We start from the raw sequence: 14,574 nt of genomic DNA on the forward strand, positions 1-14,574 counted from the left end.
ACGCACTGCTATGGATAACAATTATATGGTTCAGGTTCTCAATTGTTTTTTCATTAGCAACACTTTAGATTCTTCTGATTCCTTGTGTCAAGCCTGATTGAGATGCTCTTACCCTGGCTATTTCATGCATTTGTTGACTAGTTTTTTTCTTCAATTTATTTGGTGAAGTTTTCCAAAAGATAGAGTATTTTATTCTGTGATACTCTTTGGAAAGAGCAACTGCTTTTTCTAGACATTGCTTTGCACTTGCTAATTCGGGAGCTTTTGGGAACTCTTTTAGTGCTACGAATAAAGCACAGTGTGCTGCTTGCATAATTCTTAAATATGAGGGTCTGACCACCTACCCACAGGGACATGAGTTTAATGACGACTAAAAACGTAGGTTTGTTTATATCCAACTTCTACCGAGTGGTACGAATCTATAAACCAATCACGAGCGATCGCACTCCAATCAATGTAAGATTCATTGATGTTTAACTCTTCTAGCTTTTTCAGTGTTCCGCACTCATCCCACCTTTGATAAACAAAATCTTCCTCATCCTTGTATTGCCCTAAATAGCGCTCTTGGAAGTCTTCAATGGTGGCATCGTTACCGTAGTATTGATAGTAAACAGCAAAGGCTTTACCATGTTCTTCCAGTAAATTCGCTAGTTCTGAAACACGCTCTATGTCTTCGTATTCATCAAGTTTGATATTCTGCCAGTTTTCATAATCATGAATTGCCCATTCTTCACAGGCTTCTGTGTCTGCAACTGGCGACCAAGAAAGCATCCATTTAATATCATCTTCTATGTCTTCCGGTTCCTGGGTGGCATCAATCCAAAGTCCGTGAAGCATTCCACAGTTATAAGCTGATAGGCAAGCTACATATATTTTTGGTGTATTTTCATCTGTGCATTCTCGCTCATGCCTGGGGAATGGTAAACGGCATTTTAAACTGCTAACAATGGGAAAGCTGAAAGCGGGAAAACTTACCTGAGCTAAACTAACTGCTAACTCTAGGGCTGCATAATCAACTTTATCAGTAATTAAAATGTTATCTACTCGTTCAACATTGTAGAGTTGTTCTGCTACAGATAAAGCATCTATTGCTGATTTGAAAATTAATTGCATTGGTCGAATACCTTTTTAAATCAATGAAGGGGGAGATTAAGAAACTATCTGTTAGGGAAAGTGATTACTTGTATGAGGGCGTCGCAGATTAATTAAAAAAGAGATAATTGCTTAGGCTGGGTTTTGGCGTATTCTCTGGACTGTCTGACAACTTCTTTGCCTTTTCTCTGACATTCTGAACGCCAATTTATTAAGGCGGCTGCAATGCCATATTTGTTTAAATAGCTGGCTTTTCCTACCTTTTTTGCGTTCTCTACAAGCAGCTTTTTAGGTAGTTTTTGCAGAGATTCTAAGCTTTGATTATGTAAAAAATGTCTCACGTCTGAGGCTGTTTTTAGTCTCTCAATTTTTTCGTTTTTTGTTCCACTGTGAGGGATTCCCATTATTTTGCAAAGCCCTGCAATTTCCTCGCTTTTTAGATTATTTAGATTTTCCCATTCCCATTCCCAAGGGGGAGTATGTAGGCATTTTTTCAGAATTACTTTTGATTGCATAATTTTCTTAGAGGATGAAGAGAGAGTGATAATTTTTATGGGTGCTATGCCTGGGGTGTTCTCGTTGCCATCGCTCTGGTTGAAGAGAAAAGCGATCACAGTTATTTTTACCAATCTTCTGGGATGTCTTCTAAAAATTCCTCAGATACCATTTCATAGAGCGATCGTCTACCTATTACTTCAGCTATCGCTGCATCTCTGCGATTAGCCCAGCAGTGTTCATATTGAATCTGTGTATTAGCTCCCAAATATTTCCAAGCTCCGAATACATGCTTATCTGGTATCTGACCCACTACTACAGGATGAACAATTAAGTATTTTTTAGCTACTTTATCCTGCAAAAATGCTTTTTCAATCCCACTGTAAGCATGACATGAGCAAGTAATAGAGTGAGGTAAAAGATTTAATTCATAAAATTCATCGGTCATTCCCTTAGCAATTAATTCATGCCAATTATCACCAATTTGTAGCTTATAGGGGTCTGCTTTATCCCAGCAACGATTTATTAATACATCTACAAAATCAGCCTTTGAGACAAACCGGGATAGACCTTTGATTTTTTTTATTGTGGTGTGAGGAACTGGTGTTTTATACTCTCTAACGATTTTGTTGGGAATATGCAGATATACAAAAGTTTCGTAAACTTCGATTGTTATCAAGTCAATACCTTTTTTAATATCCTCCTCTAACCATCCCCATTGTCTGAGTAATTCCTTAGTGTTCTCAAGGCTGTAAAGGTGTCGCAGTGCGTAGTCTTCAGCGTTGTTTTCATGCAATAAAGATTTATGAAAATTAGAGTAATTGTAATTGGGGCGTGTGTGGGCTTTGGCAGAGAATTTTTGTGTAGCGTTCATGGGATGCTTTGAGAATAATGTTGCAGAGATGAATTACTGAGGAGATGGGGGTATTTCACCCCCTAAACTTTTATTGATTAAAATAATTCGCCATTTCCTTGGCTTCTGCTTCTTGGTAGCCTTGAATCAAACACTTAATTCTTTGGAGTTCCTCTTGTACCCATTTGGCACTGTTCGGAGAGAGGTTTTTATCAATTAACTCTTTTTCCACCTTTTCGTAAAGCTCGATGGTGCGATCGCAGTGATTGAGAATGAAGTTAAAGTCTTGCATTGTAAAATACCTTTAGCTATTTAATCGTCAGCCGAGGTTGCCGCCTCGGTTTTTTCATATTTTTATTATAGCTATTTTTAGCTATAAAACAAGCTATTTTTAGCTATAATAATATAAAGATTAGGATAAGAAAATGCAGATAGCTTTCACAGGCCCCAGGCAACTAACCAAAGCCCAGGAACACGAGATATGTAAGGATTTTGCTTACTTTATTAGCAACCACACAGCAGATTGGCATGTAGGAGACGCACTAGGGCTGGATGATTTTGTGCGGCGGGCTGCGGGCTACTACAACAAGCAACTGACGGTGTATGAGGTGGAAGGAAAGCAAAAATGGCATTTTGCAGCACGTAGCAAAAGGATGATTGATGCGATCGCAGACCTTGAAAACCCTTGGTTGTATGCTTTTCCTAATAAGCCTTGTCCAAATGGGTGCAAGCCCTGCAAAAGCCCCAACGGCGGCGGGTCTGGAACTTGGCTAACGATTGCTTACGCCAAGTATCGGGGTGTGCAGATATATTTATTTCCACTTTTTGAAACTAAATTTGGCGATCGCTCTTGGATGCCAGAGTGGTTAACAGACGAACCAACACATGAGCAGCTGAGTCTGTTTTGACCTACGCTCTTGTGAATTCCTCTTGTTGTGGAGCGACTGAAACGGGGGAGGGGTGGCGGTTGGGGGACAAGACAAAGGAAAGGCGACTAACTTTAAGGCCCAGCCCCAACCGCGCCCCGGAGGAGGTGAAGGAGCGGAACCATCCACAGTGAACCAATAGCTAGCTTGAGACAAGTTATAGAAAGCTTTAACAAAACTTTATATTATATCTAAAAATAGCTATAGACACTATAGCTAAAAAAAGCTATATTAGAAGAGTGGAAGGGAAACGACGTGAACCCGGAGGCAATGACCCAGTGGCACGGGACGCGGGGACGACGACAGGGAGCGAGTGAACCAACCACCGACAACTGACCCGTGACAGTTGTTGGCCAAAACCAAAGAAACAGTTTTGTAAGACACTTTGGCAATGGCACAACCAAACCTGGTGGCGATCGCTTCATAGCAGACCTAAAGCCTTTGAACGCACAGGTAGAAACTGATAAGTCGTGATGTTGTGCCTAAGCTGCTACCGCCACCACCGGAACTGGTTGGCCAACCGCCAAAACCCACGCCACCAAACCCAAGGGCAGCCCACAGGACAACCCTTACCCCTTTCTCTTTTCTCTTCACTCTTATTCCTCTCCCGCAAAAAAAGCACCCCAAGAAAAGCCATAGCACTGGAGGAACGGAAGTGCTAAAATGGCTTTTCGGTGCTTTTTTTGCACCGCTTTTTGGCTGCTGCTTCCAGGTTTTGGCCACTTCACGATCAACTAAATAGCAGCAGACAAAAAGCACAACAACTACGAAGTAACCTTATATAATCCAAACAAACAACGCGAAGCAACAGCTGGTATTTGCAATTAATACTTGCGATCGCTTCTCTTAAAAATCATAATCATGCCTTAGCTATTGTCTTACCAATAAATGCGCTTTTTCCTTTAAGGTTGCGATCGCTCCTAGTTTTAATGTGATTGCATTCTCTACGCAGACAAGTAAGATTCTCAATACCTTTACGCCCAGTTTTCAAGAGAACTACCAAGAGGCTTCTGTCTTGCCTAGTTCTAACAGTGCGATCTCGTTCCGAGAAGCCGCTACGCGTCTACGCACCCAACAGGTGTAATGACGACACCTAACTTATCAAAAAGGCGACCAGGGAAGCGATCGCCTTCATACCTAATTTTTTGGTTGCTTCTGAGGTGGCGGCGGCTGAAGAATATCAATCAGCAATGGCAATAAATCCTCACTAACCTTTGGTGGCTTAATTGGCTCAAATAGATTTTTTGATGGTTGAGTTTGTTGTGTCATTTTTCTTAGAGGAAATGTTGAATGGGTGCGATCGCTTAAGAACTACATAATTTTAAGGAATATTGCCAGCGCCTCAAGTGCTGCCTTGAAATCTGAACAATCACCTTTATTTAAATAAGCTTCTACAACTTTAGTTGCTAAATCCTCAAGTTCCTCAAGCTCTTGAATAAAAAGTTGTAAATCATCAGCTGTTGCTGAATTTTTCGCTTCCATTAATTATCCCTCATCCCCACTCTTGTACTCTAGTCCTTCACCTTCACCGGAAATCATCTTTTGAGCAGTGCCATTAAGAATTTCTGCCCACATCTGGTCAAAGGTAATCCCCCGCTTCTTAGCTAGGTACTCTACCCGCTCTTTAATCAACTTGTCCCGCTCTTGGAGCTTGGCACACAAAAGAGACTGTGCTTGTGAAACCTTAGTACGACCATTTACCCATGCATCCACAGTCAACACGTCATTGTAATATTCCCCTAAACCGGGGATAGCTAACCTTTCATCTTTTCTAGGCATTTCATCCTTTCTGGGGTTTGATTCTACTGCATCCATATTGCTACCTAAGCGTTTCTATTTTTCCAAATCTGCCCCAGAATTGGCACAAAAAAGGATTACTCAAAGATTTTATTCCATAATTGACCCATATATGGGTCAATTATGGGTCAATTATGTCCAAATTCTGATAGTATGCAGAAGTAGAAAGATGCGATCGCTCTTGGTTGACTTGCTGTGATTGCTTGATATCGGCGTCAAAAAAAGTGAAACCAAATGCGGTAGCAAGTTGCACCTAAACTCGGCATTCGCTGTTCTTGCCAAATAGAGCGTAAATGCTGAGTTTAAGGACTCAGCTTGGAAACGTTTCTGTGGTGTCCACTGACACCACTTTCTTAATAAAAGATGAGCAAAGTTAAATCTAAAACAATCATCAGTGTCGGAGTGGCGATCGCATTTTCTGTTACCACAATTAAGATAGACAGAGCGAAAGCAAATCCAGCACTTCTAGCACCAGCAGCACCAGCTATATGTGTAGGTACAGCTGGTGTAGGATGTGTGGTGATTGGGACAGTAATCATAGCAGGTACGATTTACTATGTCTGGCAAAATACCAAAACAAAGGAAACATACACAGCAACTGTAAGGGGTGAGGTGTTTACTCAAGAGGGGGGAGAACAATATCCTGTTGGCAGGGTTGTTACAAGAGGCATGGTCAGAACTTTACAAGAATGCCAGCAAGAAGCCTCTAGATATGCAAGAGAACATGGCGGAGTATGGGAAGCTCTACCTCTTGCACGTACAGGAGTAAGCGGACCTGAAGCAGAGGGAATTGATAGTGAACCTATGTTTCTCTGCCAAATAAGAAGAGTCAAATAGGAGTAATTATGCCAATACCTCAAACAACAAAATTTATTTCTGAAGGCTATCTTATTTGTCAAAAATACTACCTTCATGGACAAAGATACAATCCTGAAATGACGAGCTTAAATGCTGAGGACGCTGAGATAGAACACGTTTTAAACAATTACATTTGGGAACAAAGAAAAATAAGCGAGAAGCCTCATGAGATAAGGTATAGACACATCAAAACACATTACTTAGTCTATGAAGTGCAAAGAGAAACTAGAAGTTCTGAAAATGAATTAGAGTTCAGAGAGCTTGAATGTGCCTATAATGTAAGGTTTAAAGAAATCTGGAGATGTTTTTATAAACCACAAAACATTCTTCATCCTGATTCCGAAAGAATTGTTGAAGATGTTAAGAATCTTGGTGACTTTTTCCTCTTTTCTTATAAGAGTCTGGATGATTTAATCAGAAACAATATGATTCTTGGCTGGACAAGAGAGGAAGTGATTGCAGCTATTCATCATCTGTTGGAATTAAATCCAAATGATTTACTGGATCATGAAAGAGAAAAAATAGAGCAACTTAGACAGTGGGTTAATCAAAAACCAGAACTAGCAGCATAACTGGAATCTCCGCATGTGTACACGTATGTGAAAGTTTATTACTTTGCATACGTCTTTTTTGGCGATCGCTGCTGGTGCTGTTGGAGTTGGGCTGCGTGGGAGTGCGATCGCGTAGCGGCATCAAAGCCAGTTGCTTGAAATACAGAGCGGTTACGCCGCTAAAGCAATTCTTAGAGGAATTAAAAATCGAGAAATAGATTGGTGTGACGGCACATTAGAAGAATTCATAGAAGCTGCACACGCCTTAGATTTAGAGTACGACTATCAAAAAAATAGAGATGGTGGATATGATTTCATGGCGTGGAACTCAGAAAATGATGAGAAAGTAGCCAGAATTAAGCTGTAATTTAGTTTGTGTGATCGCTCCCCTAAACCTATTACCAGGTTTATTGCACCCTTGATTATTTTCAGTTCTAGGGGATAATAATCAACTGTTTGCTACATTGCTTGTGATGCCCTTAGAACACAACCAGCTAAACCTATTTTCTGATTTGACCCTCACACCAGCGCGTAGAGCAGAAACACTGGTGATGAGCCACAATGCTTTGGTGCAGTGGAAATCCCAGATTTTTGACTATCAGCAAAGGGTGAGACAGAGCAAACCACCAGAGCAGACCGTACTATTTGACCTTGCACCCAACCACTGCGACCCAGACCAGATTGATCCTTTACAGTTGGAAGTGCGATCGCTCTCGTTTTGGAGAATGCCAGCAGATAGTCCTGGTGATAGTTGTCTTTACTTTGTTGTTGATAATGCTGCTCACCTTATCCTCTACATTGGTGAAACCTGCCGCAGTAATAAGCGGTGGAAGGGAATTCACGACTGCAAAGATTACATAGCAAGCTATCAGGACTTGCATTACCAGTATGGGTTAAAGACTGCGGTTAATATTGCTTTTTGGTGGGATGCACCAACCCAGAGAAAAGCTAGGCAGCAGTTGGAACAAGCCTTGATTCAACGATGGAAGTCCCCATTTAATAAAGAACTGTGGGGGCTATGGGCTAGACCTTTTGGCTAAACTTTTGATGCTGAAATATAAGGCTTACTAAAATGTCCGATAGTTTTCCTTTCACAAATCCTGAGCAACAACGCCAGTGGCATCAGGGTATAAAAGATGCAAACCGCAATAATATTTTCTGCCATTGTCATGCCTGCGGCTATGAGTGGATGGATTCAAGTGCCGAAGCTAAGTGTGTCAAATGCGGTAGTAAAAATGTAGAAAGTATCTCAGCTTGGCAGTTTCCAGATGATTGAATAGTGCGATCGCTCATGTGCATCATTACTTCAATTGAGCGATCGCACCCAAAAATATTTCACTCAGTCACGCTTGTAGAAGAATGAAATGTGGGATGGAGTGCTGATGGTGGGAAGCCTTCACGTTGTAGTTGATGGTCATTCATGTAGTCGCTATCTAAAATTCCATAGCACTTAGTTTTTCTGGCAAATTCAAACACGAATTCTCTATCAAAAACTATGCCAAAATAAGTGCTGCCTTTGTATTGCTCACCTATCCAAGTTGGGTCTATTACTTCCCCTTTTTCATTGATAAGCCAAGCGTGAGATACTGCTAGTGGCAGTTCATCATCAATAGCAAAACCTTCACAGTAGTAAAAATTTGGATACTTCAACAATGCTTGAAAGCAATTTTCAAAGCAGGATTTAATCTTGCCTTTAAATGGTGGCTTTATTTTTTTGGTAAAAGGTTGTCCGTATTCTAAGATTAGTTTTTGTGTGCTTCTATAGCGAAATTTAGAACGTTGATTTAGCTTATCAATTAGGTCTGCTTGTTCTTTGATTTTATCCAGCAAACGGTCTAGGTTGTTATTCATGATTCTATACGCTTAAGCCAACCTACAACTTTATAATAATAAAACTCTTCATCTTCACAGTTGGCAACTCTCACATCTTGTTGATGATAGGGGAAAGGGAAAGAGCTAAAATATCCTTCTTTAAGAGAACCATCTTCTAGCAAAAAAAGATAGGTTCCATGATCTTCAGGTAGTCCTTCAATTAATTCAAATTTGATTGTCATCCTCATTACACTAAAATCATTAGTTTATGTTGATGAAGATTTTTTAAATTCAGCTAAATGTTAAACCACCAGTACTTATGAACCCCTGTCATTTTTGACCCAGCTACTGCGTGTTCATCAGCCCATGTTAGTGTACTACCATCCCCACACTCGTAACCATCTCCACCAAATTTGCTTTTCCCCTCTTCTACTACTTGCATCATCACTTTAATAATCATTTTCTCACTTACAGAAATATTATAATGTGCTAATAGCAGAGCTTTGATATCTTTAGTACAAACATGGTCAAAAAATCTAGGCTTTTCTTGAATAATATTAATAACTAAACTTTTTAGTTCTTCTGCTTTCATTGTTTGCCATGAAATTTTTACTATACTTATTATTATAGTATTTTAATACAAAATTAAATTTATTTATAATCACTAGATTAAAATCCTTGTTGCTCTAATTTCATTAATTTATATAACTTCCTATTCAGGAGTGCTGCATCAGTTTCTGGCTCACCATTATCATCAGTAAAACGTTCTTTTTTAAGCCATTCCAGTATTTCAATTTTTGGAATAAATGACATTTTATAAGATTTCTCATCATCTTTATTTTGGGATTGTATAACTACATCATCTCCCCATTCTTCTAAGATTTTCTGACGGCGTGATTCTGTAGATTCAGGTTCTGGAATATTAGGCATAGTTTCAATTTTTAGATATCCACCTTTGCTTTTAAACTGCCAGCGATTGTTGTAATTATCAAAATGTTTTTTTGCACCCCGTTCAGTCTTCCAGCGCTTGCACCAATGTAAATCTTGATTAGTCCAGGCATATTCAGTATTGTTGCTAAATGTGTACAACCAGCCTAGAGGCTTATCATCTTTGTTATAGCAGCGATATCCGTAGTACATATAAGTAGTTTACTCAATAGGGTCGTGTCGTTCGAGATAAGATAAAATCAATTGCTCAAGTTCAGATTCAAGTGCATCCATTTCTCCATTAATATCAGCATACCAACCATACTGATTTAGAGCTTGAATTGCTGATTTCACTGCTAGTTTAGCCGCTTTCTTACGTCTTTTTTCTAATGGGTCTATCGCATCTATAACTTCTTTATCCTGTGGTGGTGCAGAAGCCTTTTCAATAATTGTCTGTGCTTTTTCTGGTGTACACAGATAAGTTGCCTCACCCAAAGCACCTACTTCTCTTCCATTGCGGTTGTAGCGAGTACCATTTTTGAGAGTAATTGTACCACTAGATGAAATATGTGTAACTTCATCAATTATGGCTTTACTACCACGCCAATCATCGTAAAAAAATACCCCTACTTTATCTCCTAATTTTAGTTGTAGTGTGTTCATTATTTTGAAATTTATTATTCAAAAACAAACTTGCAATCATTGACTGACAAAAGCTTTAGGTTTATATACAAACAAAATTGTATTCATAGTGATCGCCCTTGAGTTGAAAGACCCAGCCACCTGTTACCTCTTGAATCGTGACTGCACCAATGTAATGGCGGATGTGCATGGCGGTGTCGATATTGCCCCAGATGGGGTTTGCCATCGTTGCATCGTGTTGTAGGAATGCACCGCTATCATTTTTAATTACATACGGGTAAGCAGTATACATAACTTTTTTATTAACTCTTTATTGATTGGGATCATACTGTATTTGCGCTCGTAGAATGATGCGATCGCCTGGACGCGGCTGCTAAGACCTACATCCTACGCAGCACGCCTCGAAAATTCCTCTCTATGCCATGCTAAAGCGTCTTGCCTTGGATAATACTGCTGCTGGCTAGGTAAAATAATGCGATCGCCCATAAACTCCCGCATTGGTTTGGCATTGGGTGAGTCTTCCCGCAAGTTGTCAGCAACGATGATGGTATAGTCGTCGTTGATAGTGAACCAAAAGCGGTCAAATGCCCAGTGATGGTTTTTACACAGAGAAAGACCATTATCAATCCTGTCATCATAAAACAGCGAAAATGGTTTGATGTGTGACCCGTCCACAATGTTTTGACCATTGGTATCGAGTATTTGCAACCCGCAGAAGGCGCAAGTGTGGTTGTAAGTTGAGACAACAATTTTACGAAATGCACCATCCCGAACAATTACAGCTTGCTCATCCTCCAGTTCTTCCGGTTTGTAAACTTTACCGCCGGAACGTTGCAACTGGTCTTGCAGTTCAGCAAAGGCATTGACTTGTAGTAGAGTTTCGATGTTAGAAGTGCGATCGCGAAACCACGAATTAATAAGTGTGTGGGTTAGTACAGTGCGATCGCTCTCGTTTTGCAGCAGTGACCAAAGTTCATTATCTAAGTAAGCATACTCTACAGTTTCCCTAATAGTGCTGGGAGTCCTGATTTTGACCTTGGCAGCAATTAGTGATTCAAACCCCACCTTCATTTGATAATGCCAGAAACCATCACTGGTGAGATGGTAAAACGGCAATCCTATATCTGCTTTTCGTATTGGTTCAAGATGGCTCCACAACTTAAGAAACGTGGCTATGAGTTCGGCAGATAGAGGAATTTGGTTTTGTCTTATCTGCTCTTGACTTATCATTTCAATGACCGATAACAACAATATCGGTTTGTTGGGCGCACCAGGGCTAACATTTAAGCCTGTCTTGCCAACAACAGACCTGGGAGAAAATTTCTTAACATAGTAAGCTAAATCTTTAGCCATTTACGGTTATGACTATGCGCGAGTTTCGATGTACACGTAACGCATTATACCTGCACGACTGTATTGGTCGAGATAACATCGAAGCCAGACAGGGACACTATATTAAGGCTGAGACAGAAGAAGAAGCATGGCAGGAAATGGCGCGGCGGTATCCAGACGAAACTAAAGCGGGGTTTACTGTGCAGGAGTGGGAAAGTTTTGATGTCAAGGTGGTGGAGGTGAAGCGGGATGAGGAAGGAAACATTATCGAGTAGCGTAGACGCTCTGCGGCTTGCCGAAAGGCATCGCCCCCCACTTTTCATGGAAGCGCTGGCTGAGGTTAGAGCTAGTGGACTGTGCAATATGTTTAACTATGCCTGTGTCATACTTGCACTTGATGATATGGGCTATGCAGCTGAGGCAGATTGGTTAGAGCAGCATATAAATAGTTACGTCAATATTTTGGATGAGTTTTCGCGGTGGTTGCAAGCCAACCCTCGCCCTTTTGGAGAATCGTTGGCTCAACGGGTAGCACGAGAGACGGGGTTAGAACTTATTGAGGAGTAATGAAGTGACACAGAGGAAGATAATTAAGCAGGTTCTTCTTGCCACCATTTAGGGTTAATCAACTCTACCTTTGATACTTCATAATGGCGGCAGGTTTCTAAGTCAACTTTAGCTCCCTTAACATGACTCACAGCAACACTAGACAGAGAATACACCTTTAGGTCTGGAGTATCTGAATTTGAGAGCGCCTTTAACACTTCCATTGGAGTTAGGCTGGCACTTAAAGCTACCACAAATGGTTTTAGGTTTAACCAATGCAATGTTGCACTAGTAGACCAAGTAGAGGAATGCTGTTGATGACGCTCTTTGTAGCCCAACTCGAAAGCATCACAGGCTTGTTTTGGGGTTGAGTAAGTTAACAAACCTTTGTTATCAGGATTTAAACACAAGTACGCTCCCTCTGAGGTGTCAAAGATAATGAAATAATTGTGTTTTGTTTCCATAAATTTGCTACGAAATAAGTTTAGTTTAACCTGACCCCAGGTAATACTACTTTTATTGCTATTACAATATCATCCAGCGCGCTCGCACGCACGATAATCTTATTTTGTTGAAGTTGAACTATGACTGGTTCATCAATAGAGCAAGCTAAAAACGAACTGCAAGTTATGGAATTTTTCAGAATTGTTCTTCAGAATGAAGTATTACTAGAACAATTTCTGGCTGCAATTGATGCTAAAGATAACGGCACAATCATGAATATGGCCGCCGAACGCGGTTATAACTTTAGCAAAGAATCATTACACCAGGGGTTAAGTAATGTACGCAATATGATTGCGCCTATTGTACTAGCAGAAGATGCTTAGGAAATAAAAATAGGTGATAAAGTCATCTGACATTAATTAGAAGAAGCTATTGAGATTTATAAAGCGCTCAAGGATGCAAGTTCGTTTATAGCTTCACGTTTGGCTATTAAGATTGAAGAGTACAAGGCCTTTATCAAGTAAATAAGTGATCTGCCGAGATACTATCAAATTTGACGCTTGAGAGTATCCATATAAAAGCGATCGCGCAACATCAAAAAATTGCCCCAACATTTTTGCTCCTCGCTTTCGTGCCAAAGCTCATGAATTTGCCTTATTTCTCCAAGCCTGTCTTAATTTGCTTCAACAAATCCTCATCAGAGTAGGAATCTTCCCATTCACCAGGTAGTTCGAGCCGCACCGATTTAGCGCCGCCGCTCGGTGTGCAGACAACCCAATATGTATCGCGTTCCTCATTTACTTGAGCAGCTGTGTTGTTTTCCTTTTCATCCGAAAGACCTGAATACGCCTGTGTGCATGTCCAAGTGATTCCGTCAGTATCTGTAACTTCTCGCGTCATTGCATATCTATAAAATTGCCGTTGTCTTTAAATTACCTATTTCCTTGTTTTTACACTTCTACCCACATGATGATTTATTTCACCAGTTTTAATTAATGCGATCGCTCTTGTACATCGTCACTTCAATCAGGCGATCGCACCTAGTTTTTTGTATATAAAAATAATAATAGCGCCTGCCTACATTCAGGTTGGCGCTACTGCTTTATTTAAATTCAGGGAGAAAATATAATGTAATGAATTCCCTGAGGTTTACTATAAATCAAGTGCAATTAAATTGATTACACAGCGCTGCGACGGGTTAACAAGTTCCACACCAAAACAGCAATAATTGCACCAATAACTGCCACTAAAATACCAGGAATGCTCAGAGTTGAGGCTGCTAGGGCAAAGCGTCCTGTAGTGAAGAATACGCCCAAACTACCACCAACAAATGCACCAATAATTCCTAAAAGAATTGTTCCTAAAATGCCGCCGCCTTGATGACCAGGGTAAATAGCTTTAGCAATAGCACCAGCGATTTGTTGATAGTCTGTTTAGCTGTGAGACAATGCAGTGAGACAATCGCATCTTAGATAACTCTCAAAGGTAGCACTGTTTTTATTAGTGTAGTCTGTCTCCAATAGTGATAGAGAACAAAGATGAGTACGACCAGGATATTCAACAGTTCTAAATTTTTTCAGCCGACAGATGGGGAGCCTATTCGTTCGGTGATTACGGAATCCAAGGATGCTGTCGTTGTGGCTTGGTATATCAAGCCGGGGCAGAAAATCCCTATGCACACCCATCCTAACGGGCAAGATACCTGGACTGTTTTGAGCGGAAGGGGAGAATATTATCTGGATCAAACAGGTACTACCAAGCCGATCATTGCAGGAGATATAGTAGTCGCTCATACCGGATGTGTACACGGAGTATTCAACAACGGCTCAGAGCCATTGGTTTTCATTTCAGTCGTATCGCCAGCTGATGCAGGTTATCAACTTGTCTCGTCAGAAGATTCTTTATCCCTTCATCCCTAACTAAGAATGCGACCTGCGATCACTTCTGTACCTCCCACTACCCAAAACCCTTGCTACTTACAGGTAGAAGATTAACGAAAAGTTATTAAGTAAAAACATTATGAATATTCCGCATAATTTATATGTATTAATTACATATCAAGCAATTAAAAGCGTATTTTATCTATCAATTTTTAGATTAAACTTGCATTAATTTAGGGTGATAAATGTAACAAGTACAATGACAGACAATAGACAAAATGGACTACCATCTACCAGCTATAACCCTCTTCTGTCACTTTCCGGGTATTCTGAATAAAAGAATCAAAAGAAAAAACTCTGGAAGGTAAGCAGGGCAATGGATGTAGAATTACAAATCCTGAAGCATTTGGCGAGAGATG

Annotated in this window: 30 protein-coding genes; 11 read left to right on the forward strand and 19 right to left on the reverse strand. The window is 40.3% G+C overall.

Going from position 1 to position 14,574, the window contains the following annotated elements:
- Positions 1-64: 64 nt before the first annotated feature.
- From HXY43_RS21745 to HXY43_RS21765, 5 genes are all read right to left on the reverse strand, one after another.
- Complete coding sequence (locus tag HXY43_RS21745; protein WP_290887639.1) at positions 65-313, reverse strand: hypothetical protein; 249 nt, start codon at positions 311-313, stop codon at positions 65-67.
- Positions 314-360: 47 nt separating this feature from the next.
- Positions 361-1,113, reverse strand: coding sequence for an antirestriction protein ArdA (locus tag HXY43_RS21750; protein ID WP_290887641.1), 753 nt, complete (start codon positions 1,111-1,113; stop codon positions 361-363).
- Positions 1,114-1,205: 92 nt separating this feature from the next.
- Positions 1,206-1,706: a hypothetical protein gene (locus HXY43_RS21755; RefSeq protein ID WP_290887644.1), complete on the reverse strand. Its 501-nt coding sequence runs from the start codon at positions 1,704-1,706 to the stop codon at positions 1,206-1,208.
- Positions 1,707-1,714: 8 nt separating this feature from the next.
- Positions 1,715-2,461, reverse strand: a complete 747-nt coding sequence (locus HXY43_RS21760) for a hypothetical protein (RefSeq protein ID WP_290887647.1) — start codon at positions 2,459-2,461, stop codon at positions 1,715-1,717.
- A 70-nt stretch (positions 2,462-2,531) separates the two neighbouring features.
- The gene (locus HXY43_RS21765; protein WP_290887650.1) at positions 2,532-2,732 is read right to left on the reverse strand and encodes a hypothetical protein; all 201 of its coding nucleotides are present in this window, start codon (positions 2,730-2,732) and stop codon (positions 2,532-2,534) included.
- 133 nt (positions 2,733-2,865) lie between these two features.
- Between HXY43_RS21765 and HXY43_RS21770 the strand changes: the two genes are divergently transcribed.
- Both HXY43_RS21770 and HXY43_RS21775 read left to right on the forward strand, forming a co-directional pair.
- Positions 2,866-3,348, forward strand: coding sequence for a hypothetical protein (locus HXY43_RS21770; protein WP_290887653.1), 483 nt, complete (start codon positions 2,866-2,868; stop codon positions 3,346-3,348).
- 357 nt (positions 3,349-3,705) lie between these two features.
- The gene (locus tag HXY43_RS21775; protein WP_290887655.1) at positions 3,706-3,840 is read left to right on the forward strand and encodes a hypothetical protein; all 135 of its coding nucleotides are present in this window, start codon (positions 3,706-3,708) and stop codon (positions 3,838-3,840) included.
- A 663-nt stretch (positions 3,841-4,503) separates the two neighbouring features.
- Here the strand turns inward: HXY43_RS21775 and HXY43_RS21780 are convergent.
- The 4 genes from HXY43_RS21780 to HXY43_RS21795 form a co-directional block, all read right to left on the reverse strand.
- Positions 4,504-4,635 (reverse strand): hypothetical protein, encoded by a 132-nt coding sequence (locus HXY43_RS21780; RefSeq protein ID WP_290887657.1) that lies wholly within the window; start codon positions 4,633-4,635, stop codon positions 4,504-4,506.
- 42 nt (positions 4,636-4,677) lie between these two features.
- Positions 4,678-4,848 carry a hypothetical protein gene (locus HXY43_RS21785; protein WP_290887660.1) on the reverse strand — a complete coding sequence of 57 codons (171 nt, stop codon included), beginning with the start codon at positions 4,846-4,848 and terminating at the stop codon, positions 4,678-4,680.
- 3 nt (positions 4,849-4,851) lie between these two features.
- The gene (locus tag HXY43_RS21790; RefSeq protein WP_290887663.1) at positions 4,852-5,181 is read right to left on the reverse strand and encodes a hypothetical protein; all 330 of its coding nucleotides are present in this window, start codon (positions 5,179-5,181) and stop codon (positions 4,852-4,854) included.
- Between the two features lie 103 nt (positions 5,182-5,284).
- Positions 5,285-5,416: a hypothetical protein gene (locus HXY43_RS21795; protein WP_290887666.1), complete on the reverse strand. Its 132-nt coding sequence runs from the start codon at positions 5,414-5,416 to the stop codon at positions 5,285-5,287.
- Between the two features lie 110 nt (positions 5,417-5,526).
- On the opposite strand from HXY43_RS21795, the gene HXY43_RS21800 reads away from it, so the two are divergent.
- The 5 genes from HXY43_RS21800 (at position 5,527) to HXY43_RS21820 (ending at position 7,848) form a co-directional block, all read left to right on the forward strand.
- Positions 5,527-6,000, forward strand: a complete 474-nt coding sequence (locus HXY43_RS21800; protein WP_290887669.1) for a hypothetical protein — start codon at positions 5,527-5,529, stop codon at positions 5,998-6,000.
- Positions 6,001-6,008: 8 nt separating this feature from the next.
- On the forward strand, positions 6,009-6,593 hold the full coding sequence (locus HXY43_RS21805; RefSeq protein WP_290887672.1) for a hypothetical protein: 585 nt from the start codon (positions 6,009-6,011) through the stop codon (positions 6,591-6,593).
- A 130-nt stretch (positions 6,594-6,723) separates the two neighbouring features.
- Positions 6,724-6,939 (forward strand): hypothetical protein, encoded by a 216-nt coding sequence (locus HXY43_RS21810; RefSeq protein WP_290887675.1) that lies wholly within the window; start codon positions 6,724-6,726, stop codon positions 6,937-6,939.
- A gap of 106 nt (positions 6,940-7,045) precedes the next feature.
- The gene (locus HXY43_RS21815; protein ID WP_290887678.1) at positions 7,046-7,612 is read left to right on the forward strand and encodes a GIY-YIG nuclease family protein; all 567 of its coding nucleotides are present in this window, start codon (positions 7,046-7,048) and stop codon (positions 7,610-7,612) included.
- Positions 7,613-7,644: 32 nt separating this feature from the next.
- Entirely contained in the window at positions 7,645-7,848 is a 204-nt protein-coding gene (locus tag HXY43_RS21820) for a hypothetical protein (protein WP_290887681.1), read from the forward strand.
- Between the two features lie 59 nt (positions 7,849-7,907).
- On the opposite strand, the gene HXY43_RS21825 is transcribed toward HXY43_RS21820, so the two are convergent.
- The 7 genes from HXY43_RS21825 to HXY43_RS21855 form a co-directional block, all read right to left on the reverse strand.
- Complete coding sequence (locus HXY43_RS21825; RefSeq protein ID WP_290887684.1) at positions 7,908-8,423, reverse strand: hypothetical protein; 516 nt, start codon at positions 8,421-8,423, stop codon at positions 7,908-7,910.
- On the reverse strand, positions 8,420-8,632 hold the full coding sequence (locus tag HXY43_RS21830) for a hypothetical protein (RefSeq protein ID WP_290887687.1): 213 nt from the start codon (positions 8,630-8,632) through the stop codon (positions 8,420-8,422). Before HXY43_RS21830 ends, HXY43_RS21825 begins: the two co-directional genes overlap by 4 nt.
- Positions 8,633-8,679: 47 nt before the next feature.
- Positions 8,680-8,976: a hypothetical protein gene (locus tag HXY43_RS21835; RefSeq protein ID WP_290887690.1), complete on the reverse strand. Its 297-nt coding sequence runs from the start codon at positions 8,974-8,976 to the stop codon at positions 8,680-8,682.
- A gap of 77 nt (positions 8,977-9,053) precedes the next feature.
- Positions 9,054-9,524 (reverse strand): hypothetical protein, encoded by a 471-nt coding sequence (locus HXY43_RS21840; RefSeq protein WP_290887692.1) that lies wholly within the window; start codon positions 9,522-9,524, stop codon positions 9,054-9,056.
- Between the two features lie 9 nt (positions 9,525-9,533).
- Positions 9,534-9,974, reverse strand: coding sequence for a hypothetical protein (locus HXY43_RS21845; protein WP_290887694.1), 441 nt, complete (start codon positions 9,972-9,974; stop codon positions 9,534-9,536).
- A gap of 61 nt (positions 9,975-10,035) precedes the next feature.
- Positions 10,036-10,245, reverse strand: a complete 210-nt coding sequence (locus HXY43_RS21850) for a hypothetical protein (RefSeq protein ID WP_290887697.1) — start codon at positions 10,243-10,245, stop codon at positions 10,036-10,038.
- 95 nt (positions 10,246-10,340) lie between these two features.
- Positions 10,341-11,306 (reverse strand): HNH endonuclease, encoded by a 966-nt coding sequence (locus HXY43_RS21855; protein ID WP_290887700.1) that lies wholly within the window; start codon positions 11,304-11,306, stop codon positions 10,341-10,343.
- Positions 11,307-11,314: 8 nt separating this feature from the next.
- Between HXY43_RS21855 and HXY43_RS21860 the strand changes: the two genes are divergently transcribed.
- Both HXY43_RS21860 and HXY43_RS21865 read left to right on the forward strand, forming a co-directional pair.
- The gene (locus tag HXY43_RS21860) at positions 11,315-11,560 is read left to right on the forward strand and encodes a hypothetical protein (RefSeq protein ID WP_290887703.1); all 246 of its coding nucleotides are present in this window, start codon (positions 11,315-11,317) and stop codon (positions 11,558-11,560) included.
- Positions 11,535-11,852, forward strand: a complete 318-nt coding sequence (locus HXY43_RS21865) for a hypothetical protein (protein ID WP_290887706.1) — start codon at positions 11,535-11,537, stop codon at positions 11,850-11,852. The genes HXY43_RS21860 and HXY43_RS21865 overlap by 26 nt, the downstream gene beginning before the upstream one ends.
- A gap of 23 nt (positions 11,853-11,875) precedes the next feature.
- Here HXY43_RS21865 and HXY43_RS21870 read toward each other — a convergent pair whose 3' ends face one another.
- Positions 11,876-12,295, reverse strand: coding sequence for a hypothetical protein (locus HXY43_RS21870; protein ID WP_290887709.1), 420 nt, complete (start codon positions 12,293-12,295; stop codon positions 11,876-11,878).
- 120 nt (positions 12,296-12,415) lie between these two features.
- On the opposite strand from HXY43_RS21870, the gene HXY43_RS21875 reads away from it, so the two are divergent.
- Entirely contained in the window at positions 12,416-12,658 is a 243-nt protein-coding gene (locus tag HXY43_RS21875; protein WP_290887713.1) for a Nif11-like leader peptide family natural product precursor, read from the forward strand.
- 271 nt (positions 12,659-12,929) lie between these two features.
- Here HXY43_RS21875 and HXY43_RS21880 read toward each other — a convergent pair whose 3' ends face one another.
- A complete protein-coding gene (locus HXY43_RS21880) occupies positions 12,930-13,175 on the reverse strand; it encodes a hypothetical protein (protein ID WP_290887716.1) in 246 nt (81 codons plus the stop codon).
- 278 nt (positions 13,176-13,453) lie between these two features.
- A complete protein-coding gene (locus HXY43_RS21885) occupies positions 13,454-13,693 on the reverse strand; it encodes a GlsB/YeaQ/YmgE family stress response membrane protein (protein ID WP_290887722.1) in 240 nt (79 codons plus the stop codon).
- A gap of 120 nt (positions 13,694-13,813) precedes the next feature.
- Between HXY43_RS21885 and HXY43_RS21890 the strand changes: the two genes are divergently transcribed.
- Positions 13,814-14,194 (forward strand): cupin domain-containing protein, encoded by a 381-nt coding sequence (locus tag HXY43_RS21890; protein WP_290887719.1) that lies wholly within the window; start codon positions 13,814-13,816, stop codon positions 14,192-14,194.
- Positions 14,195-14,574: the final 380 nt, after the last annotated feature.

It is taken from the genome of Fischerella sp. (genome assembly GCF_013388695.1).
Taxonomy (GTDB): Bacteria; Cyanobacteriota; Cyanobacteriia; order Cyanobacteriales; family Nostocaceae; genus PCC9605.

What these genes read in the sequence shown, in the direction of transcription:
- HXY43_RS21830 (WP_290887687.1), bottom strand. Translation starts at nt 8,632, where the DNA reads ATGAGGATGACAATCAAATTTGAATTAATTGAAGGACTACCTGAAGAT.
- HXY43_RS21865 (WP_290887706.1), top strand. Translation starts at nt 11,535, where the DNA reads ATGAGGAAGGAAACATTATCGAGTAGCGTAGACGCTCTGCGGCTTGCC.
- HXY43_RS21835 (WP_290887690.1), bottom strand. Translation starts at nt 8,976, where the DNA reads ATGAAAGCAGAAGAACTAAAAAGTTTAGTTATTAATATTATTCAAGAA.
- HXY43_RS21780 (WP_290887657.1), bottom strand. Translation starts at nt 4,635, where the DNA reads ATGACACAACAAACTCAACCATCAAAAAATCTATTTGAGCCAATTAAG.
- HXY43_RS21770 (WP_290887653.1), top strand. Translation starts at nt 2,866, where the DNA reads ATGCAGATAGCTTTCACAGGCCCCAGGCAACTAACCAAAGCCCAGGAA.
- HXY43_RS21880 (WP_290887716.1), bottom strand. Translation starts at nt 13,175, where the DNA reads ATGACGCGAGAAGTTACAGATACTGACGGAATCACTTGGACATGCACA.
- HXY43_RS21765 (WP_290887650.1), bottom strand. Translation starts at nt 2,732, where the DNA reads ATGCAAGACTTTAACTTCATTCTCAATCACTGCGATCGCACCATCGAG.
- HXY43_RS21855 (WP_290887700.1), bottom strand. Translation starts at nt 11,306, where the DNA reads ATGGCTAAAGATTTAGCTTACTATGTTAAGAAATTTTCTCCCAGGTCT.
- HXY43_RS21760 (WP_290887647.1), bottom strand. Translation starts at nt 2,461, where the DNA reads ATGAACGCTACACAAAAATTCTCTGCCAAAGCCCACACACGCCCCAAT.
- HXY43_RS21875 (WP_290887713.1), top strand. Translation starts at nt 12,416, where the DNA reads ATGACTGGTTCATCAATAGAGCAAGCTAAAAACGAACTGCAAGTTATG.
- HXY43_RS21785 (WP_290887660.1), bottom strand. Translation starts at nt 4,848, where the DNA reads ATGGAAGCGAAAAATTCAGCAACAGCTGATGATTTACAACTTTTTATT.
- HXY43_RS21820 (WP_290887681.1), top strand. Translation starts at nt 7,645, where the DNA reads ATGTCCGATAGTTTTCCTTTCACAAATCCTGAGCAACAACGCCAGTGG.
- HXY43_RS21850 (WP_290887697.1), bottom strand. Translation starts at nt 10,245, where the DNA reads ATGTATACTGCTTACCCGTATGTAATTAAAAATGATAGCGGTGCATTC.
- HXY43_RS21845 (WP_290887694.1), bottom strand. Translation starts at nt 9,974, where the DNA reads ATGAACACACTACAACTAAAATTAGGAGATAAAGTAGGGGTATTTTTT.
- HXY43_RS21745 (WP_290887639.1), bottom strand. Translation starts at nt 313, where the DNA reads ATGCAAGCAGCACACTGTGCTTTATTCGTAGCACTAAAAGAGTTCCCA.
- HXY43_RS21790 (WP_290887663.1), bottom strand. Translation starts at nt 5,181, where the DNA reads ATGGATGCAGTAGAATCAAACCCCAGAAAGGATGAAATGCCTAGAAAA.
- HXY43_RS21815 (WP_290887678.1), top strand. Translation starts at nt 7,046, where the DNA reads ATGCCCTTAGAACACAACCAGCTAAACCTATTTTCTGATTTGACCCTC.
- HXY43_RS21750 (WP_290887641.1), bottom strand. Translation starts at nt 1,113, where the DNA reads ATGCAATTAATTTTCAAATCAGCAATAGATGCTTTATCTGTAGCAGAA.
- HXY43_RS21860 (WP_290887703.1), top strand. Translation starts at nt 11,315, where the DNA reads ATGACTATGCGCGAGTTTCGATGTACACGTAACGCATTATACCTGCAC.
- HXY43_RS21800 (WP_290887669.1), top strand. Translation starts at nt 5,527, where the DNA reads ATGAGCAAAGTTAAATCTAAAACAATCATCAGTGTCGGAGTGGCGATC.
- HXY43_RS21870 (WP_290887709.1), bottom strand. Translation starts at nt 12,295, where the DNA reads ATGGAAACAAAACACAATTATTTCATTATCTTTGACACCTCAGAGGGA.
- HXY43_RS21840 (WP_290887692.1), bottom strand. Translation starts at nt 9,524, where the DNA reads ATGTACTACGGATATCGCTGCTATAACAAAGATGATAAGCCTCTAGGC.
- HXY43_RS21805 (WP_290887672.1), top strand. Translation starts at nt 6,009, where the DNA reads ATGCCAATACCTCAAACAACAAAATTTATTTCTGAAGGCTATCTTATT.
- HXY43_RS21825 (WP_290887684.1), bottom strand. Translation starts at nt 8,423, where the DNA reads ATGAATAACAACCTAGACCGTTTGCTGGATAAAATCAAAGAACAAGCA.
- HXY43_RS21890 (WP_290887719.1), top strand. Translation starts at nt 13,814, where the DNA reads ATGAGTACGACCAGGATATTCAACAGTTCTAAATTTTTTCAGCCGACA.